This window comes from Kitasatospora papulosa (assembly GCF_000717245.1).
GTDB classification, from domain to species: domain Bacteria; phylum Actinomycetota; class Actinomycetes; order Streptomycetales; family Streptomycetaceae; genus Streptomyces; species Streptomyces papulosus.
Genome location: NZ_JNYQ01000001.1, coordinates 365,074 through 379,158 on the forward strand (window position 1 = coordinate 365,074; position 14,085 = coordinate 379,158).

Here is a 14,085-nt window from a genome sequence, read left to right on the forward strand (position 1 = left end):
GGAGACCCCGTTCATGAAGACCGTCAACCACTGGATCGGTGGCAAGACCGTCGAGGGCACGTCGGGTCACCACGGTCCGGTCACCGACCCCGCGACCGGCGCCGTCACCACCCAGGTCGCGCTCGCCTCCCTGGAGGAGGTCGACGCCGCGGTCGCCGCCGCGAGGACGGCGTACGAGACCTGGGGCACCTCCTCGCTCTCCGCCCGCACCGCCGTCCTCTTCCGCTACCGGGCCCTGCTCGACGCCCACCGTGACGAGATCGCCGCACTGATCACCGCCGAGCACGGCAAGGTGCACTCCGACGCGCTCGGTGAGGTCGCCCGCGGCCTGGAGATCGTCGAACTGGCCTGCGGCATCACCACCCAGCTCAAGGGAGAGCTGTCGACCGAGGTCTCCAGCCGGGTCGACGTCTCCTCCATCCGGCAGCCGCTCGGCGTCGTCGCGGGCATCACGCCCTTCAACTTCCCGGCCATGGTGCCGATGTGGATGTTCCCGCTGGCCATCGCCTGCGGCAACACCTTCGTCCTGAAGCCCAGCGAGAAGGACCCGTCGGCCGCCAACCTGCTGGCCGAGCTCGCCGCCGAGGCCGGCCTGCCCGACGGCGTGCTGAACGTCCTGCACGGTGACAAGGTCGCCGTGGACGGGCTCCTCGCCCACCCCGACGTCGCCGCCGTCTCCTTCGTCGGGTCCACCCCCATCGCCCGGTACATCCACGCCACCGCCTCCGCGCACGGCAAGCGCGTCCAGGCCCTCGGCGGGGCGAAGAACCACATGCTGGTCCTCCCCGACGCCGATCTGGACGCCGCGGCCGACGCCGCCGTCTCCGCCGCGTACGGCTCCGCGGGTGAGCGCTGCATGGCCATCTCCGCCGTCGTCGCCGTGGGTTCCGTCGCGGACGAGCTGGTGGCGAAGATCCGCGAGCGCGCCGAGAAGATCAAGATCGGCCCCGGCACGGACCCCGCCTCCGAGATGGGCCCGCTCATCACGGCCGCCCACCGCGACAAGGTCGCCTCCTACGTCACCGGCGCGGCCGCGCAGGGCGCCGACGTCGTGCTCGACGGCACCGGCCACACCGTCGAGGGCTTCGAGGACGGCCACTGGATCGGGCTGTCCCTCCTGGACCACGTCTCCACCGACTCCGACGCCTACCGCGACGAGATCTTCGGCCCCGTCCTGTGCGTCCTGCGCGTCGAGACGTACGAGGACGGCGTCGCCCTCATGAACGCGTCACCCTTCGGCAACGGCACCGCGATCTTCACCCGTGACGGAGGCGCGGCCCGCCGCTTCCAGCTGGAGATCGAGGCCGGCATGGTCGGCGTCAACGTCCCGATCCCGGTGCCGGTGGGCTACCACTCCTTCGGCGGCTGGAAGGACTCCCTCTTCGGCGACCACCACGTCTACGGCAACGACGGCGTGCACTTCTACACCCGCGGCAAGGTCGTCACCACCCGCTGGCCCGACCCGGCCGACGCCCCGGCCGGCGTGGACCTCGGTCTCCCCCGCAACCACTGACCCGGCCTCAGGTGTCCCGCGTCCCCCTGGAAATCCAGGGGGACGCGGGAGCCCGCAGTGGAACACTGGCCCCATGGAGACGGCGTCGCAGCTTCCGTTCGGTGAGGCCCTGAGGGAGACCCTGGGCGAGCCCGCCCCGGGCCCGTCCCTCCTGGAGAGCAGCCCGCGCTCACGGGTCTGGCGCATCGAGCTGCGCGGGCGTCCGGCCGTGCTGAAACAACTGGTGGAAGCCCCCGAGGCCGACGAGCGGTACGCACGCGAGGTGGCGGCCCTGCGCATCGCCGGCCGGGCGTCCGGGTCCCCCGTGGTGCCCGCCCTCCTCGGGACCGACCCCGCCGAGCGGGTCCTCGTCCTCGAACACCTGGACCACCGGCGTCCCGCCGCCGAGTGGATCGTCGACTACGCCACGGCCCTCGCCCGGCTGCACAGCACCGGCGGCCCCGAGGACGCCGGAAGCCTTCCCCGGTGGCAGGGCCCGTCCGCCGCCGACGTCAGCTCGTTTCTTACCCTGGCCGCCACCTTCGGGATCTCCGAGGGGCCCGGGGTGCGCGACGAGCTGAACGCCCTCGTGGACCGCCTCGGCCGGGCGGAGGGCACCGCCCTGCTCCACGGCGACCCGTGCCCCGGCAACGACCTGCACACCCCCGACGGTGTCCGGTTCATCGACTTCGAGCAGGCATCCCTCGGCAGTGGCCTGATGGAACTCTCCTATCTCCGCGTCGGTTTCCCGACCTGTTGGTGCGTCACCAGGGCGGCGGGCCCCCTGCTGGAGCGCGCGGAGACCGCCTACCGCACGGCCTGGCACGCCGGGACCGGCACCCCGCTCCCGGACGCCGGTCTCGCCGACGCCTGCGCGGGCTGGCTGATCCGGGGCGACGCCCTGGTCCAGCGCGCACACCGGGGCAGCACCGACCACCTGGCCCGGCTTCCGCACGAGGACTGGGAATGGGGCACGGCCACCGCCCGCCAACGCCTCGTCCACCGGCTCGGCGTGGTCGCCGCGACCGCGGACCACGGGGAGCTGCGGAGACTCCAGGTTCTCGCGGCAGACCTGCGCCGCGCGCTCCTCGACCGCTGGCCGGCGCTCCGCCCGGTGCCGACGCGCCGCCCCTAGCGGAGGTCCCACGTCCGGAACGGCCCGGCGCGTCCGGAACGGCCCGGCGTGGTCCGACCCGTCCGGCCCGGGCGCGGTCCGGCCGCGAAATCCAGGTGCTGCGACGTGCGGGGACCCCTCATGCTGAGGCGCATGAACGACCGAACCGGCCCGCCCCGTCACGAGATCCGCGCGCGCCACACCGACTCCACCGTCACGGTGTACCAGGCATATCGGCCCGCGATCGGACTGGCCGCCGCCCGGGACGGGCGCTTCCCGTCCGAGTGGAAGCGCGACCGCATGACCTGGATCAAGCCGAGCTTCCTGTGGATGATGTACCGCTGCGGCTGGGGCGCGAAGGAGGGCCAGGAGACCGTGCTCGCCGTCGAGATCAGCCGCGAGGGCTTCGGCTGGGCCCTGGAGAACGCCGAACTCTCGCACTACGTCAGGGGAGTGCACGCCGACCGGGCCACCTGGCAGCGGGACCTGCGCCGCAGTCCCACGCGCGTCCAGTGGGACCCGGAACGCGACCTCCACCTGAACGCGCTGCCCCACCGCTCCCTCCAGCTCGGACTGAGCGGCGAGGCGGCGCGGCGTTACGCGGACGAGTGGCTGGTCTCCGTCACCGACGTCACGCCGCTCGCCCACGAGATCCACGCACTCGTCAGGGCCGGCGAGACGGACAGGGCATCCGCTCTGCTCCCGGTCGAGGAACCCCTCACCGGCCTCCAGGCTCCGGTTCCGGCGGACCGGTAGGGACCGGCACCTCCACCGCGATCCCGGGGACGCCTTCCGGCGGATGTGCACGTATGTCCCCTTTTTGTGAGGCCGGGTGTACCGCATGCGGAGTACGGGGAGGACCGGGCGTACCTCCCAGGGATGCCGTGCACCTCCGCCCGGGGGCACCCCGGCCCCCGGGCCGTTCCGTTTAGGGTCGAGTCATGGAGAACCCGACTTCCCGGTGGCGGCACCGGCTGCCCCGTACCCGAGGCCGGTGGGCCGCGGGCGTCGCCGCCCTCGCCGTGCTCGTGGGCGCCGGTACCTGGACCGCCACCGCCGACGACAGTGCGCCGTCCGTGCACCGGCAGGACCAGATGCTGAAGATGAACGGGGTGTCGGTCGACACCTCGTACTTCACGTCCGGAGGCACCGGGCGCCGGCCTGCCGTCCTGATCGGGCACGGCTTCGGCGGCAGCAAGAACGACGTACGCGCGCAGGCCGAGAAGCTGGCGGCCGACGGGTACGCCGTCATGACCTGGTCCGCCCGAGGATTCGGGAGGACCACCGGGGAGATCACGCTCAACGCCCCCGACGGCGAGGTCAAGGACGTCTCCGGGTTCATCGACTGGCTGGCCGGCCGGCCCGAGGTGGAGCTCGACGCGAAGGGCGACCCGCGCGTCGGTGTCACCGGTGCCTCCTACGGCGGCGCCGTGTCCCTGCTCGCCGCCGGCTACGACCGGCGTGTCGACGCCGTCGCACCGGTGATCAGCTACTGGAACCTCGCCGACGCGCTCTTCCCCGACGGGGTGTTCAAGAAGCTCTGGGCCGGGATCTTCGTCAGCTCCGGCGGCGGCTGCCAGAGGTTCCAGAAGGAACTGTGCGAGATGTACGAGCGGGTCGCGGTCAGCGGCAAGCCGGACGTCGCCGCACGCGCCCTGCTGACGGAACGTTCCCCCGAGGCCGTGGCCGACCGGATCGACGTACCGACGCTCATCCTCCAGGGCCAGAGCGACTCCCTCTTCCCGCTCGGCCAGGCCGACGCCATGGCCGAGGCCGTCAAGGCCAACGGCGCACCCGTCTCCGTCGACTGGATCTCCGGCGGACACGACGGCGGGGACGACGAGGGCGACCGGGTCGAGGGCCGGGTCGGCGACTGGTTCGACCGTTATCTGAAGAAGGACAAGGGCGCCGACACCGGGCCGGGCTTCCGCGTGACCCGGACCGGTGGCGTCGACTCCACCGACGGCGCCGCCCTCAAGCGGGGTGCGAGCAGCGAGACGTACCCCGGGCTGACCAGCGGCGGACGGAAGATCCCCCTCACCGGTGCCCGCCAGCAGCCCGGCACGGGCGGCGGCCAGGACGCCACCACCGGCGGGGGCCAGGAGGCCCCGGCGACCGGCGGCGGTGGCAGCGGACGCAAGGCACCGGACGGTCTCACCCAGACCTTCCGCAACCCCGCCGGAGCCGCCCCGCCCTCCGTCTCCGCCCTCCCCGGCATCGGGGGCGGGCTCTCCCAGCTGTCCTCGCTCGGCGTCGGGCTCTCCCTCGACTTCCCCGGGCAGTACGCGAGCTTCGAGTCCGCCCCGCTGGAGCGCTCCGTCCACGTCACCGGTTCCCCCACCGTCACCGTGGACGTGAAGGCGGACCACGGTGACGCGGTGCTGTTCGGCAAGGTCTACGACGTCTCCCCGGACGGGAAGCAGCAGGTGCTGCCCTCGCAGTTGGTCGCCCCCTACCGGGTGACCCCCGCCGAGCAGGGCAAGCCGGTCGAGCTGACCCTGCCCGCCGTCGACCACGAGGTCGACGCCGGGCACCGGCTCAGGCTCGTCCTCTCCGCGACCGACCTCGCCTACGCCTCGCCCGCCGAGCCCGCGACGTACACCGTCACCCTCGACGGTGCGCTCACCGTGCCCACCGCACCCGGCGTGAAGACCGCGGCGGCCACCCTGCCCTGGTGGACCTGGGGTCTCCCCGCAGCCGCCGTGGTCATCGCCGCCGCCCTGCTGCTCACCGCCCGCAGGCGCACCGCCACCCCCGCCCCGGACCCGGCCCTGAGCGGTGTTCCGCTGCAGATCACGGGCCTGTCCAAGAAGTACGCCAAGTCCACCGACCGGTACGCGGTGCGCGATCTCGGCTTCCGCGTCGAGAAGGGGCAGGTCCTCGGCCTCCTCGGACCCAACGGCGCCGGGAAGACCACCACCCTGCGCATGCTGATGGGGCTCATCACCCCCGACGCCGGCGAGATCCGGGTCTTCGGGCACGCCATCCGGCCCGGGGCGCCCGTGCTGTCCCGCGTGGGCTCCTTCGTCGAAGGCGCAGGCTTCCTCCCGCACCTGTCCGGCCGCTCCAACCTGGAGCTCTACTGGCAGGCGACCGGGCGGCCCGCCGAGGACGCCCACATCGACGAGGCCCTGGAGATCGCCGGGCTCGGCGACGCCCTGGCCCGCGCGGTGCGCACCTACTCCCAGGGCATGAGGCAGCGTCTCGCCATCGCCCAGGCCATGCTCGGCATGCCGGACCTCCTCATCCTCGACGAACCGACCAACGGGCTCGACCCGCCCCAGATCCGCGAGATGCGGGACGTGATGATCCGGTACGCGGCCGGCGGCCGCACCGTGATCGTCTCCAGCCACCTCCTCTCCGAGGTCGAACAGTCCTGCACGCACCTGGTGGTCATGGACCGCGGACAGCTCGTCCAGGCCGGACCGGTCGCCGAGATCACCGGCTCCGGGGACATGCTGCTCGTCACCACGGGCACCGAGGTCACCGAAGCACTCGTGGACAAGGCGGCCGCCCTCCCGGGCATCGGCTCCGCCGTCCGCACGGAGGACGGCCACGGGCTGCTGATCCGTCTCGACGGTGCCACCGCGGCGCAGCTGGTCGCCGAACTGGTGCGTCTCGACGTGCCGGTGACGGGCGTCGGCCCGCACCGACGCCTGGAGGACGCCTTCCTCACCCTCATCTCCCAAGGATCCGCATGAGCTCCGCACCAGAGATCCAGGCCCTCGCCGAAGCCCCCGGCTACCACGCGCGCCGGACCCTGCCGCTGCGCGTCGAGGCGATGAGGCAGCTGCGCAGGCGCCGCACCCTGCTGATGGGCGGGGTGCTGGCGGCCCTGCCGTTCATCCTGATCATCGCCTTCGCCATCGGCGGTACGCCCGGCGGTGGGGACGGCGGCGGCGGGGGCGGCTCGCGCATCAACCTCATGGACGTCGCGACGGAGTCCGCCGCGAACTTCGCGGCGACCTGCCTCTTCGTCTCCGCCGGCTTCCTGCTCGTCGTCCCGGTCGCCCTGTTCTGCGGGGACACCGTGGCCTCCGAGGCGAGCTGGTCCTCGCTGCGCTACCTCCTCGCGGCGCCCGTGCCCCGCTCCAGGCTGCTCTGGAGCAAGCTCGTCGTCGCACTCGGCTTCAGCCTCGCCGCGATGGTGCTGCTGCCGCTCGTCGCCCTGGTGGCGGGCGCCGCCGCGTACGGCTGGGGGCCCCTCAAGCTGCCCACCGGGGGCGCGCTCGCCTCCTCGGACACCGTGCCGCGGCTCGCGCTGGTCGTCGCGTTCGTCTTCGTCTCGCAACTCGTCACCGCCGGACTCGCCTTCTGGCTCTCCACGAAGACGGACGCGCCGCTCGGCGCGGTGGGCGGCGCCGTCGGGCTGACGATCGTCGGAAACGTCCTGGACGCGGTCACCGCACTCGGCGACTGGCGTGAGTTCCTGCCCGCGCACTGGCAGTTCGCCTGGGCCGACGCCCTCCAGCCCGATCTGGAGTGGGGCGGGATGGCCAAGGGGGCGGCCGTGTCCGTGACGTATGCCCTGATCCTGTTCGCCCTCGCCTTCCGCGGGTTCAGTCGTAAGGACATCGTGTCCTGACCTTCACGTTCCGCCCCGCCACCGCCCGCTGTTGCCCCATCGAGACGGTTCCGCAACGCTTCTGACGACTCCGCCCGGCCGTCCCGCACGTCACAGTCACAGATGTCCACGACGTGGGGGGTACCGATGGACCGCAGGGCAAGGACGTATCGGGGGGCGCTGGCGCTCCTCCTGGCGGGCGGGATCCTGATGACCGGCTGCGGCGGGCCGGGGACGACGGCCGACTCCGCCGTCGACCGCTCCACCGGCAGCGGTGGACCCGCCGGAGGGAGGCAGCCCTCCGGCGCCCGGTCCGCCGCACCGCAGCAGGAGGAGGACGGGGCGAGCCGGCAGGAGGGGGACGGCCCGGCCCGGGAGAGCGCCGCGCCCGACTACCTGTCGACCTTCGCTCTCGACGTCGACACCGCCGGATACGGGTACGCGCGACGCACCCTGGGCGACGGGCAGCTCCCGGCGGCGGACACCGTGCGCCCGGAGGAGTTCGTCAACAGCTTCCGCCAGGGGTACGAGCGGCCGAAGGGCAACGGCTTCGCGGTGAGCGTCGACGGTGCCCGTTCCGACGCCGCCGGCTGGTCGCTCGTCCGGGTCGGGCTCGCCACCAGGGCCGCGTCGAACACCGGCGAACGCCCGCCCGCCGCCCTGACCTTCGTCGTCGACATCTCCGGATCGATGGCCGAACCCGGCCGGCTCGACCTCGCGAAGACCTCGCTGGGCATCCTCGCCGACGAACTGCGCGACGACGACTCCGTGTCGCTGGTCACCTTCAGCGAGAAGGCCGAGACCCGGCTGCCGATGACCCGTCTGCGGGGCAACCGCACCAAGCTCCGCGACGCCATCGAGGAGATGGAGCCCGCCGACTCCACCAATGTGGCGGCCGGCGTCGAACGGGGCTACGAGGAGGCGGTCGAGGGCCACCGCAAGGGCGCCACCAACCGGGTCGTCCTGCTCTCCGACGCCCTCGCCAACACCGGCGAGACCGAGGCCGACGCGATCCTGGAACGCGTCGGGGACGCCCGCCAGGAGTACGGCATCACCCTCTTCGGCGTCGGGGTCGGCAGCGACTACGGCGACGAGCTGATGGAACGCCTCACCAACAAGGGCGACGGCAACACCACCTACATCGCCGACGAGGCCCAGGCCAGGAAGGTCTTCGTCGACCAGTTGCCCGCCCACGTCGAACTCCGGGCCCGCGACGCCAAGGCCCAGGTGGCCTTCGACCGCAGAACCGTCCAGCAGTTCGAGCTGATCGGCTACGAGAACCGCAAGGTCGCCGACGACGACTTCCGTGACGACAGCGTCGACGGCGGCGAGGTGGGCCCCGGCCACACGGTGACCGCGCTCTACGCGGTACGGCTGCGCACGGGTGCCTCCGGCCGCGTCGCGACGGCCACCGTGCGATGGCTGGACCCGAAGACGCGCAAGCCCCACGAGGAGACCGGGTCGGTGGAGACCGGCGCGGTCGGCGGGAAGCTCTGGGACGGCGCCGCCACGCGGCTCCAGGTGACCGCGGTGGCCGCGTACTTCGCGGACACGCTGCGCGGCGGTGACCTGCCGGGAACGCCCCCGCTCGGCGAACTCGCGAGCCGTGCGCGGAAGCTGGCGGCCGCCACCGAGGACAGTTCGGTGGAGAAGCTGGCGACGATGATCGAGCAGGCCGACCGGATCAGGAACGGCGCCTCCCGGCCACGGGGTGAGGAGGGCGAGGTCGGCTGACACGGCCGGGGGAGCGGTCCGTGCGAGCCGGCCGTCGTCCGCCCCGGCTGTCACGGACAGCCGGGGCGGTGAGCCGGGCGGACTACGCCAGGTGGAACACCTCGGTCAGCGGGACCATGGCCTCGTCGGCGGCCTCCGACTGCTCGAAGAACCCGGCCATGTCCCGCTGCCACCGCGCGTTGACCTCCGTCGCGGCCATCGCGTCCCGGGCCGCGTCGAAGTCCTCGGTCTCCAGATAGCCGACCAGCAGGCCGTCCTCACGCAGGAACAGCGAGTAGTTGTGCCAGCCCGCCTCCGACAGCGCGGCGAGCATGTCCGGCCACACCGCGGCGTGGCGCTCGCGGTACTCGTCCTTGCGGTCCTCACGGACCTTCAGCAGAAAGCAGACGCGCTGCATGGAGCCGTCACCCCCCGATCAGAAGTCGAACGTGTCGATGTTCCCGGAGTCGAAGACGGTCGGCTCGCCGAGGATGACCTCGCCGTCCTTGCCGATCGTGTACTCCCCGAGCTTGCCTGCCTTGAACTTCTCGCCCTCCGCGCCGGAGATCTGCCCCGACGCCAGCGCTGCGGCCGCGTACGAGCCGAGGTAGCCGAGCTCCTCCGGGTTCCAGAGCGAGAACTGCTCGACCGTGCCGTCCTTCACGTACTTGCGCATCTGGTTCGGCGTGCCGAGACCGTTCAGCACGACCTTGCCCTTGTACGAGGAGTCGCTCAGGTAGCGGGCCGCGGCGGCGATGCCGACCGTCGTGGGGGAGATGATGCCCTTGAGGTCGGGATAGGCCTGCATGAGGCCCTGCGTCTGCTGGAACGACTTCTGGTCCGCGTCGTCGCCGTACGCGACCTTGACCAGCTCCATCTCCTTGTACGCGGGGAGCTTCAGCTCCTCCTTCATGAACTCGATCCAGGTGTTCTGGTTCGTCGCGTTCTGCGTGGCGGACAGGATCGCGACCTTGCCCTTGTAGCCGATCTGCTTCCCGAGGTGCTGGACGAGGCTGCGGCCGATCTCCTCCGAACTGGCCTGGTTGATGAACAGCTGACGGCAGTCCTTCGCCGTGTCGGAGTCGTACGCGACGACCTTGATGTCCTTCTTCATCGCCTGCTTGAGCGGGCCGCACACCGCGTTGGGGTCGTTCGCCGCCAGGAGGATCGCGTCCTGGCGCTGCTGGATCAGGGTGTTGATGTAGGAGACCTGCGAGGACGCGTTCGCGTCGGACGGGCCGACCTCCTTGCCCGTGCCGCCGTACTCCTTCGCCGCCTCGATGCCCGCCTCGTCGACGATCTTCTCGTACGGGTTGTTGATCTGCTTGGGCAGGAAGGCGATCTTCAGGCCCTTCTTCAACGGGGCGTCCGGGTCCGCCTTCGCGGAGCCGGCGGCCTTCGCGCCCCCGCTCCCCGCGCTGTCCTTCGTGGTGCCGGAACAGGCGGTCAGGGCGAGGGTGAGGGAGACGGCGGCGGCTGCGGTCGCGACGGCGCGGCGCCCAGCGGCAGTGCGGAGCATCATGGCGGCGTGTGCCTTTCGAGGAAGGAGCGGACGAGGACGGGGAGAGCGGGGAGTCACGGCTGGGGCGCGGGGGCGTTCGCGGCCCGCCGGTGCCGTCGTTCGACGACCGCGGCGATGACCCGCGGGGTCAGCACGGACGCCACGAGCAGCAGCCCGGTCACGATGACCTGTACTTCGTTGGCGATGTCGTTGAGCGTGAGCAGGTTCTTCAGTACGCCGATGAGCAGGACACCGGCGACCGCGCCGAAGAGCGTGCCCTTCCCGCCGTCGAAGTCGATGCCGCCGAGCAGGACGGACGCGATGACGAGCATCTCGAAGCCGAGACCGTTGTCCGCGCGGGCGCTTCCGTACCGGAGGGTGAAGAGGACACCCGCGAACGCGGAGAACAGCCCGGTCGCGACGAAGAGCAGCAGCTTGATCCGCTTGACCCGGATGCCGGCGAAGTACGCCGCCTCCTCCTGGGAGCCGATCGCGAAGAGGGAGCGGCCCGGACCGGTGGCGTGCAGCACCACCGCGGTGACCGCGGCCAGGACGATGAAGAGCAGTACCGGATAGGTGAGGAAGGTGCCCGGGGCGGTCGTGGTGTCGACGGCCCAGTCCGCGTAGACCTGCGGGAAGTCCGTCACCGCGTCGCTGCCGAGCACCACCGAGGCCAGCCCGCGGTAGAGCGCCAGCGTGCCGATGGTGACGGCCAGCGACGGCAGCCCCACCCTGGTGACCAGCCAGCCGTTGAGGAGACCTCCGGCGACGCCCACCAGGAGCACCACCGGGACGATCGTCTCGAACGCCCAGCCGGCCTCCCAGAGAGCACCGGTCAGCGCGCTGCCCAGACCCAGCATGGAGGCGACCGACAGATCGACCTGTCCGGCGACGACCAGGAGAGTCATCGGCAGTGCGATGATCGCGACCTCGGCGATGTCGTTGAAGGCGAACGCGAGGTTCTCGGCCGAACCGAAGCCCTCGGTGGTCCCGAGCCCGACGACGAGAACCGCCACCAGCAGGACACCGACCGCGGTGTCCCAGCGCAGCGCCAGACCGCGCACGAGGGAGGACTTGGTCGCGGCCCGCGGCGAGGGAGCCGCCTTGGTGTCAGGCGCCGTGGTCATGACGGGCGTTCCTCTTCCTCAGTGCGGCGGTCATCCGCAGGTTCACGATCCGGTCGACGCTGATGGCCAGCAGGAGGAGGGCACCGGTGATGGCGCCCTGCCAGAAGGAGTCCACCTTCAGCACGACCAGGACGCTGCCGATGGTGGTGAGCAGCAGGGCGCCGAGCGCCGCGCCCCAGACGGTTCCGGTGCCGCCGGTGATGGCGACACCGCCCACGACCACGGCACTGACGACGGTCAGCTCCCAGCCGTGCGCGTTGTCCGCGACGACCGTGCCGAAACGGGCGAGCCACAGGGCCCCCGCGAAACCGGCCACGGCCCCGGAGAAGGCGTACGCCGCGAGCACCCGGCGGCGGATCGGGATACCGGCGAGGCGGGCGGCCTCGGGGCTCGACCCGATGGCGTACAGCTCGCGTCCCGAACGGTAGGAGCGCAGGAAGTACGCCGTCGCCGCGAGCAGGGCGAGCGCGATCAACGGCAGGTAGGGAACGCCCAGGACGCTGCCGCTGCCGAGGCCCAGGACCGCCTCGGGCACCTCGGAGGCGCTGATCTGCTCGCCCTGCGCCCACCAGTAGTCGACGCCCTGGATGATGTAGAGCATGCCCAGGGTCACGACGAGCGCCGGGACCCCGCCGAAGCTGACGAGGGCGCCGGACACCAGTCCGCAGACCACGCCGATGGCGATGCCGAGGAGCATCACCGTCAGGACCCCGTGGTCGGTCCCCGCCACGAACTTGCCGCAGGCGAAGGCGGAGAGGCCCACCACCGATCCGACCGAGAGGTCGATGTTCCGGGTGATCACCACGGCGGACTGGCCGACCGCGAGCAGTACCAGGATCGAGGCGTTGAGCAGCAGGTCCTTGATGCCCTGGTCGGACAGGAAGAGCGGGTTGGCCAGGTAGGTGCCGAGGATCAGCAGGACCAGCGCCCCGGCGATGGAGATCTCGCGGGCCCGGAAGACCGCGTCCACGAGCGAGGACGCACCGCGTTCCGGCGCCTTCGCCGTGTCCGGGGGGCTCTGGACGGTGGTGGTCATGCCGCTGCCCTTCCCTTGCGTCCGGTGGCCGCCGCCATGACCGACTCCTCGGTGGCGCCGCCACGCGGGATCTCGGCGACGAGACGGCCCTCGTGCATCACGAGCACCCGGTCGGCCATGCCGATGACCTCGGGGAGGTCGGAGGAGATCATCAGTACGGCGAGACCCTCCGCCGCGAGCGAGGACAGCAGACGGTGGACCTCCGCCTTGGTGCCGACGTCGATCCCGCGGGTCGGTTCGTCGACGATCAGCACGGCGGGGCCGGTCGCCAGCCACTTGGCCAGCACGACCTTCTGCTGGTTGCCGCCCGACAGCACGCCCACGGTGTCGGCCAGCCGGTTGTACTTGAGCTGGAGACGCACCGCCCAGTCGGCGGCCCGGTCGTGCTCCAGGGCCCGGCTGACCAGCCCGCGCCTGCGGACCTCGCCCAGACCGGTGAGTCCGATGTTGCGCTCGATCGACATATCCATGACCAGACCGCGCTGCCGCCGGTCCTCCGGTACGAGCGCGAGTCCGGCGTCCATCGCGGCGGTCGGCGAACCGGGCCGCAGCACCGTGCCCGCGACCTTCACCTCGCCCGCGTCGGCGCGGTCCACACCGAAGACCGCCTGGGCGACCTCCGTGCGCCCGGCGCCGACCAGCCCGGCGAGCGCGACGATCTCGCCGCGGCGGACGTCGAAGGACACGTCGCGGAAGACACCCTCGCGGGTCAGCCGGTGCACCGACAGGGCGACCTCGCCGACCTCGGCGTCCTGCTTGGGGTAGAGGTCGTCGAGGTCGCGCCCCACCATCCTGCGCACCAGGTCCTCCTCGGTGAGCCCTTCGAGCGGCTCGGAGGAGATCCACCGGCCGTCACGCAGGGTCGTGACGCGCTGGCACAACGCGAAGATCTCCTCCAGGCGGTGGGAGATGAACAGCACCGCCGCGCCCTCCGCGCGCAGTGCGCGGACGACGGCGAAGAGCCGGGCGGTCTCGCTGCCGGTCAGGGCGGCCGTCGGCTCGTCCATGATCAGGACGCGGGCGTCGAAGGAGAGCGCCTTGGCGATCTCGACGATCTGCTGGTCGGCGATGGACAGCCCGCGGGCGGGCCGGTCCGGGGCGAGATCGACCCCGAGCCTCCGCATCAGCGCGGCGGTGGTCCCGTGCACGGCCCCGCGGTCGATACGTCCCAGGGACCGCCGGGGCTGACGGCCCATGAAGATGTTCTCCGCGACGGAGAGATCGGGGAAGAGCGTCGGCTCCTGGTAGATGACGGCGATGCCGGCGTCACGCGCGTCCGCCGGGCCGTGGAAGACGACGGGCTCGCCGTCGAGGAGCACCTCGCCACCGTCCGGCCGGTGCACTCCGGCGAGGGCCTTGATCAAGGTCGACTTGCCTGCGCCGTTCTCACCCGCGAGCGCGTGCGCCTCGCCGGCGAACAGCTGCAGGGACACGTCCTGCAGGGCCCGTACGGCACCGAACGACTTGCTCACGCCCTTCAGGGCGAGGACCGGGGCCGGGTCCGGGGCGGACTGGTTCATGGGAGCTCCTCAGCGGTG

Annotated in this window: 11 protein-coding genes; 6 read left to right on the plus strand and 5 right to left on the minus strand. The window is 72.0% G+C overall.

Annotated elements, in window-relative coordinates:
* Window positions 1-13 precede the first annotated feature (13 nt).
* The 6 genes from IA22_RS0101565 (at window position 14) to IA22_RS0101590 (ending at window position 8,904) form a co-directional block, all read left to right on the plus strand.
* Window positions 14-1,513: a CoA-acylating methylmalonate-semialdehyde dehydrogenase gene (locus tag IA22_RS0101565; protein ID WP_030122515.1), complete on the plus strand. Its 1,500-nt coding sequence runs from the start codon at window positions 14-16 to the stop codon at window positions 1,511-1,513.
* Window positions 1,514-1,586: 73 nt separating this feature from the next.
* Window positions 1,587-2,627 (plus strand): aminoglycoside phosphotransferase family protein, encoded by a 1,041-nt coding sequence (locus IA22_RS0101570; protein ID WP_030122516.1) that lies wholly within the window; start codon window positions 1,587-1,589, stop codon window positions 2,625-2,627.
* A gap of 120 nt (window positions 2,628-2,747) precedes the next feature.
* A complete protein-coding gene (locus tag IA22_RS0101575; RefSeq protein WP_038271612.1) occupies window positions 2,748-3,362 on the plus strand; it encodes a DUF4291 domain-containing protein in 615 nt (204 codons plus the stop codon).
* A 185-nt stretch (window positions 3,363-3,547) separates the two neighbouring features.
* Window positions 3,548-6,307 carry an alpha/beta fold hydrolase gene (locus IA22_RS0101580; protein ID WP_030122518.1) on the plus strand — a complete coding sequence of 920 codons (2,760 nt, stop codon included), beginning with the start codon at window positions 3,548-3,550 and terminating at the stop codon, window positions 6,305-6,307.
* A complete protein-coding gene (locus IA22_RS0101585; RefSeq protein ID WP_030122519.1) occupies window positions 6,304-7,191 on the plus strand; it encodes an ABC transporter permease in 888 nt (295 codons plus the stop codon). Before IA22_RS0101580 ends, IA22_RS0101585 begins: the two co-directional genes overlap by 4 nt.
* A gap of 126 nt (window positions 7,192-7,317) precedes the next feature.
* On the plus strand, window positions 7,318-8,904 hold the full coding sequence (locus IA22_RS0101590) for a vWA domain-containing protein (protein WP_030122520.1): 1,587 nt from the start codon (window positions 7,318-7,320) through the stop codon (window positions 8,902-8,904).
* A gap of 82 nt (window positions 8,905-8,986) precedes the next feature.
* On the opposite strand, the gene IA22_RS0101595 is transcribed toward IA22_RS0101590, so the two are convergent.
* The 5 genes from IA22_RS0101595 to IA22_RS0101615 are packed head-to-tail and all read right to left on the minus strand — an operon-like array spanning window position 8,987 to window position 14,067.
* Window positions 8,987-9,301, minus strand: a complete 315-nt coding sequence (locus IA22_RS0101595; RefSeq protein ID WP_014156217.1) for an L-rhamnose mutarotase — start codon at window positions 9,299-9,301, stop codon at window positions 8,987-8,989.
* Window positions 9,302-9,319: 18 nt separating this feature from the next.
* Complete coding sequence (gene rhaS / locus IA22_RS0101600) at window positions 9,320-10,405, minus strand: rhamnose ABC transporter substrate-binding protein (RefSeq protein ID WP_030122521.1); 1,086 nt, start codon at window positions 10,403-10,405, stop codon at window positions 9,320-9,322.
* Window positions 10,406-10,458: 53 nt separating this feature from the next.
* Window positions 10,459-11,511 (minus strand): ABC transporter permease, encoded by a 1,053-nt coding sequence (locus IA22_RS0101605; RefSeq protein ID WP_030122523.1) that lies wholly within the window; start codon window positions 11,509-11,511, stop codon window positions 10,459-10,461.
* The gene (locus IA22_RS0101610) at window positions 11,495-12,547 is read right to left on the minus strand and encodes an ABC transporter permease (RefSeq protein WP_030122525.1); all 1,053 of its coding nucleotides are present in this window, start codon (window positions 12,545-12,547) and stop codon (window positions 11,495-11,497) included. Before IA22_RS0101610 ends, IA22_RS0101605 begins: the two co-directional genes overlap by 17 nt.
* Entirely contained in the window at window positions 12,544-14,067 is a 1,524-nt protein-coding gene (locus IA22_RS0101615) for a sugar ABC transporter ATP-binding protein (RefSeq protein ID WP_030122526.1), read from the minus strand. The genes IA22_RS0101610 and IA22_RS0101615 overlap by 4 nt, the downstream gene beginning before the upstream one ends.
* Window positions 14,068-14,085 lie beyond the last annotated feature (18 nt).

Excerpts from the sequence above, each read along its gene's own strand:
- IA22_RS0101610 (WP_030122525.1), bottom strand. The coding sequence starts at position 12,547 with ATGACCACCACCGTCCAGAGCCCCCCGGACACGGCGAAGGCGCCGGAA.
- IA22_RS0101580 (WP_030122518.1), top strand. The coding sequence starts at position 3,548 with ATGGAGAACCCGACTTCCCGGTGGCGGCACCGGCTGCCCCGTACCCGA.
- IA22_RS0101575 (WP_038271612.1), top strand. The coding sequence starts at position 2,748 with ATGCTGAGGCGCATGAACGACCGAACCGGCCCGCCCCGTCACGAGATC.
- IA22_RS0101590 (WP_030122520.1), top strand. The coding sequence starts at position 7,318 with ATGGACCGCAGGGCAAGGACGTATCGGGGGGCGCTGGCGCTCCTCCTG.
- IA22_RS0101585 (WP_030122519.1), top strand. The coding sequence starts at position 6,304 with ATGAGCTCCGCACCAGAGATCCAGGCCCTCGCCGAAGCCCCCGGCTAC.
- rhaS (WP_030122521.1), bottom strand. The coding sequence starts at position 10,405 with ATGATGCTCCGCACTGCCGCTGGGCGCCGCGCCGTCGCGACCGCAGCC.
- IA22_RS0101565 (WP_030122515.1), top strand. The coding sequence starts at position 14 with ATGAAGACCGTCAACCACTGGATCGGTGGCAAGACCGTCGAGGGCACG.
- IA22_RS0101595 (WP_014156217.1), bottom strand. The coding sequence starts at position 9,301 with ATGCAGCGCGTCTGCTTTCTGCTGAAGGTCCGTGAGGACCGCAAGGAC.
- IA22_RS0101570 (WP_030122516.1), top strand. The coding sequence starts at position 1,587 with ATGGAGACGGCGTCGCAGCTTCCGTTCGGTGAGGCCCTGAGGGAGACC.
- IA22_RS0101615 (WP_030122526.1), bottom strand. The coding sequence starts at position 14,067 with ATGAACCAGTCCGCCCCGGACCCGGCCCCGGTCCTCGCCCTGAAGGGC.
- IA22_RS0101605 (WP_030122523.1), bottom strand. The coding sequence starts at position 11,511 with ATGACCACGGCGCCTGACACCAAGGCGGCTCCCTCGCCGCGGGCCGCG.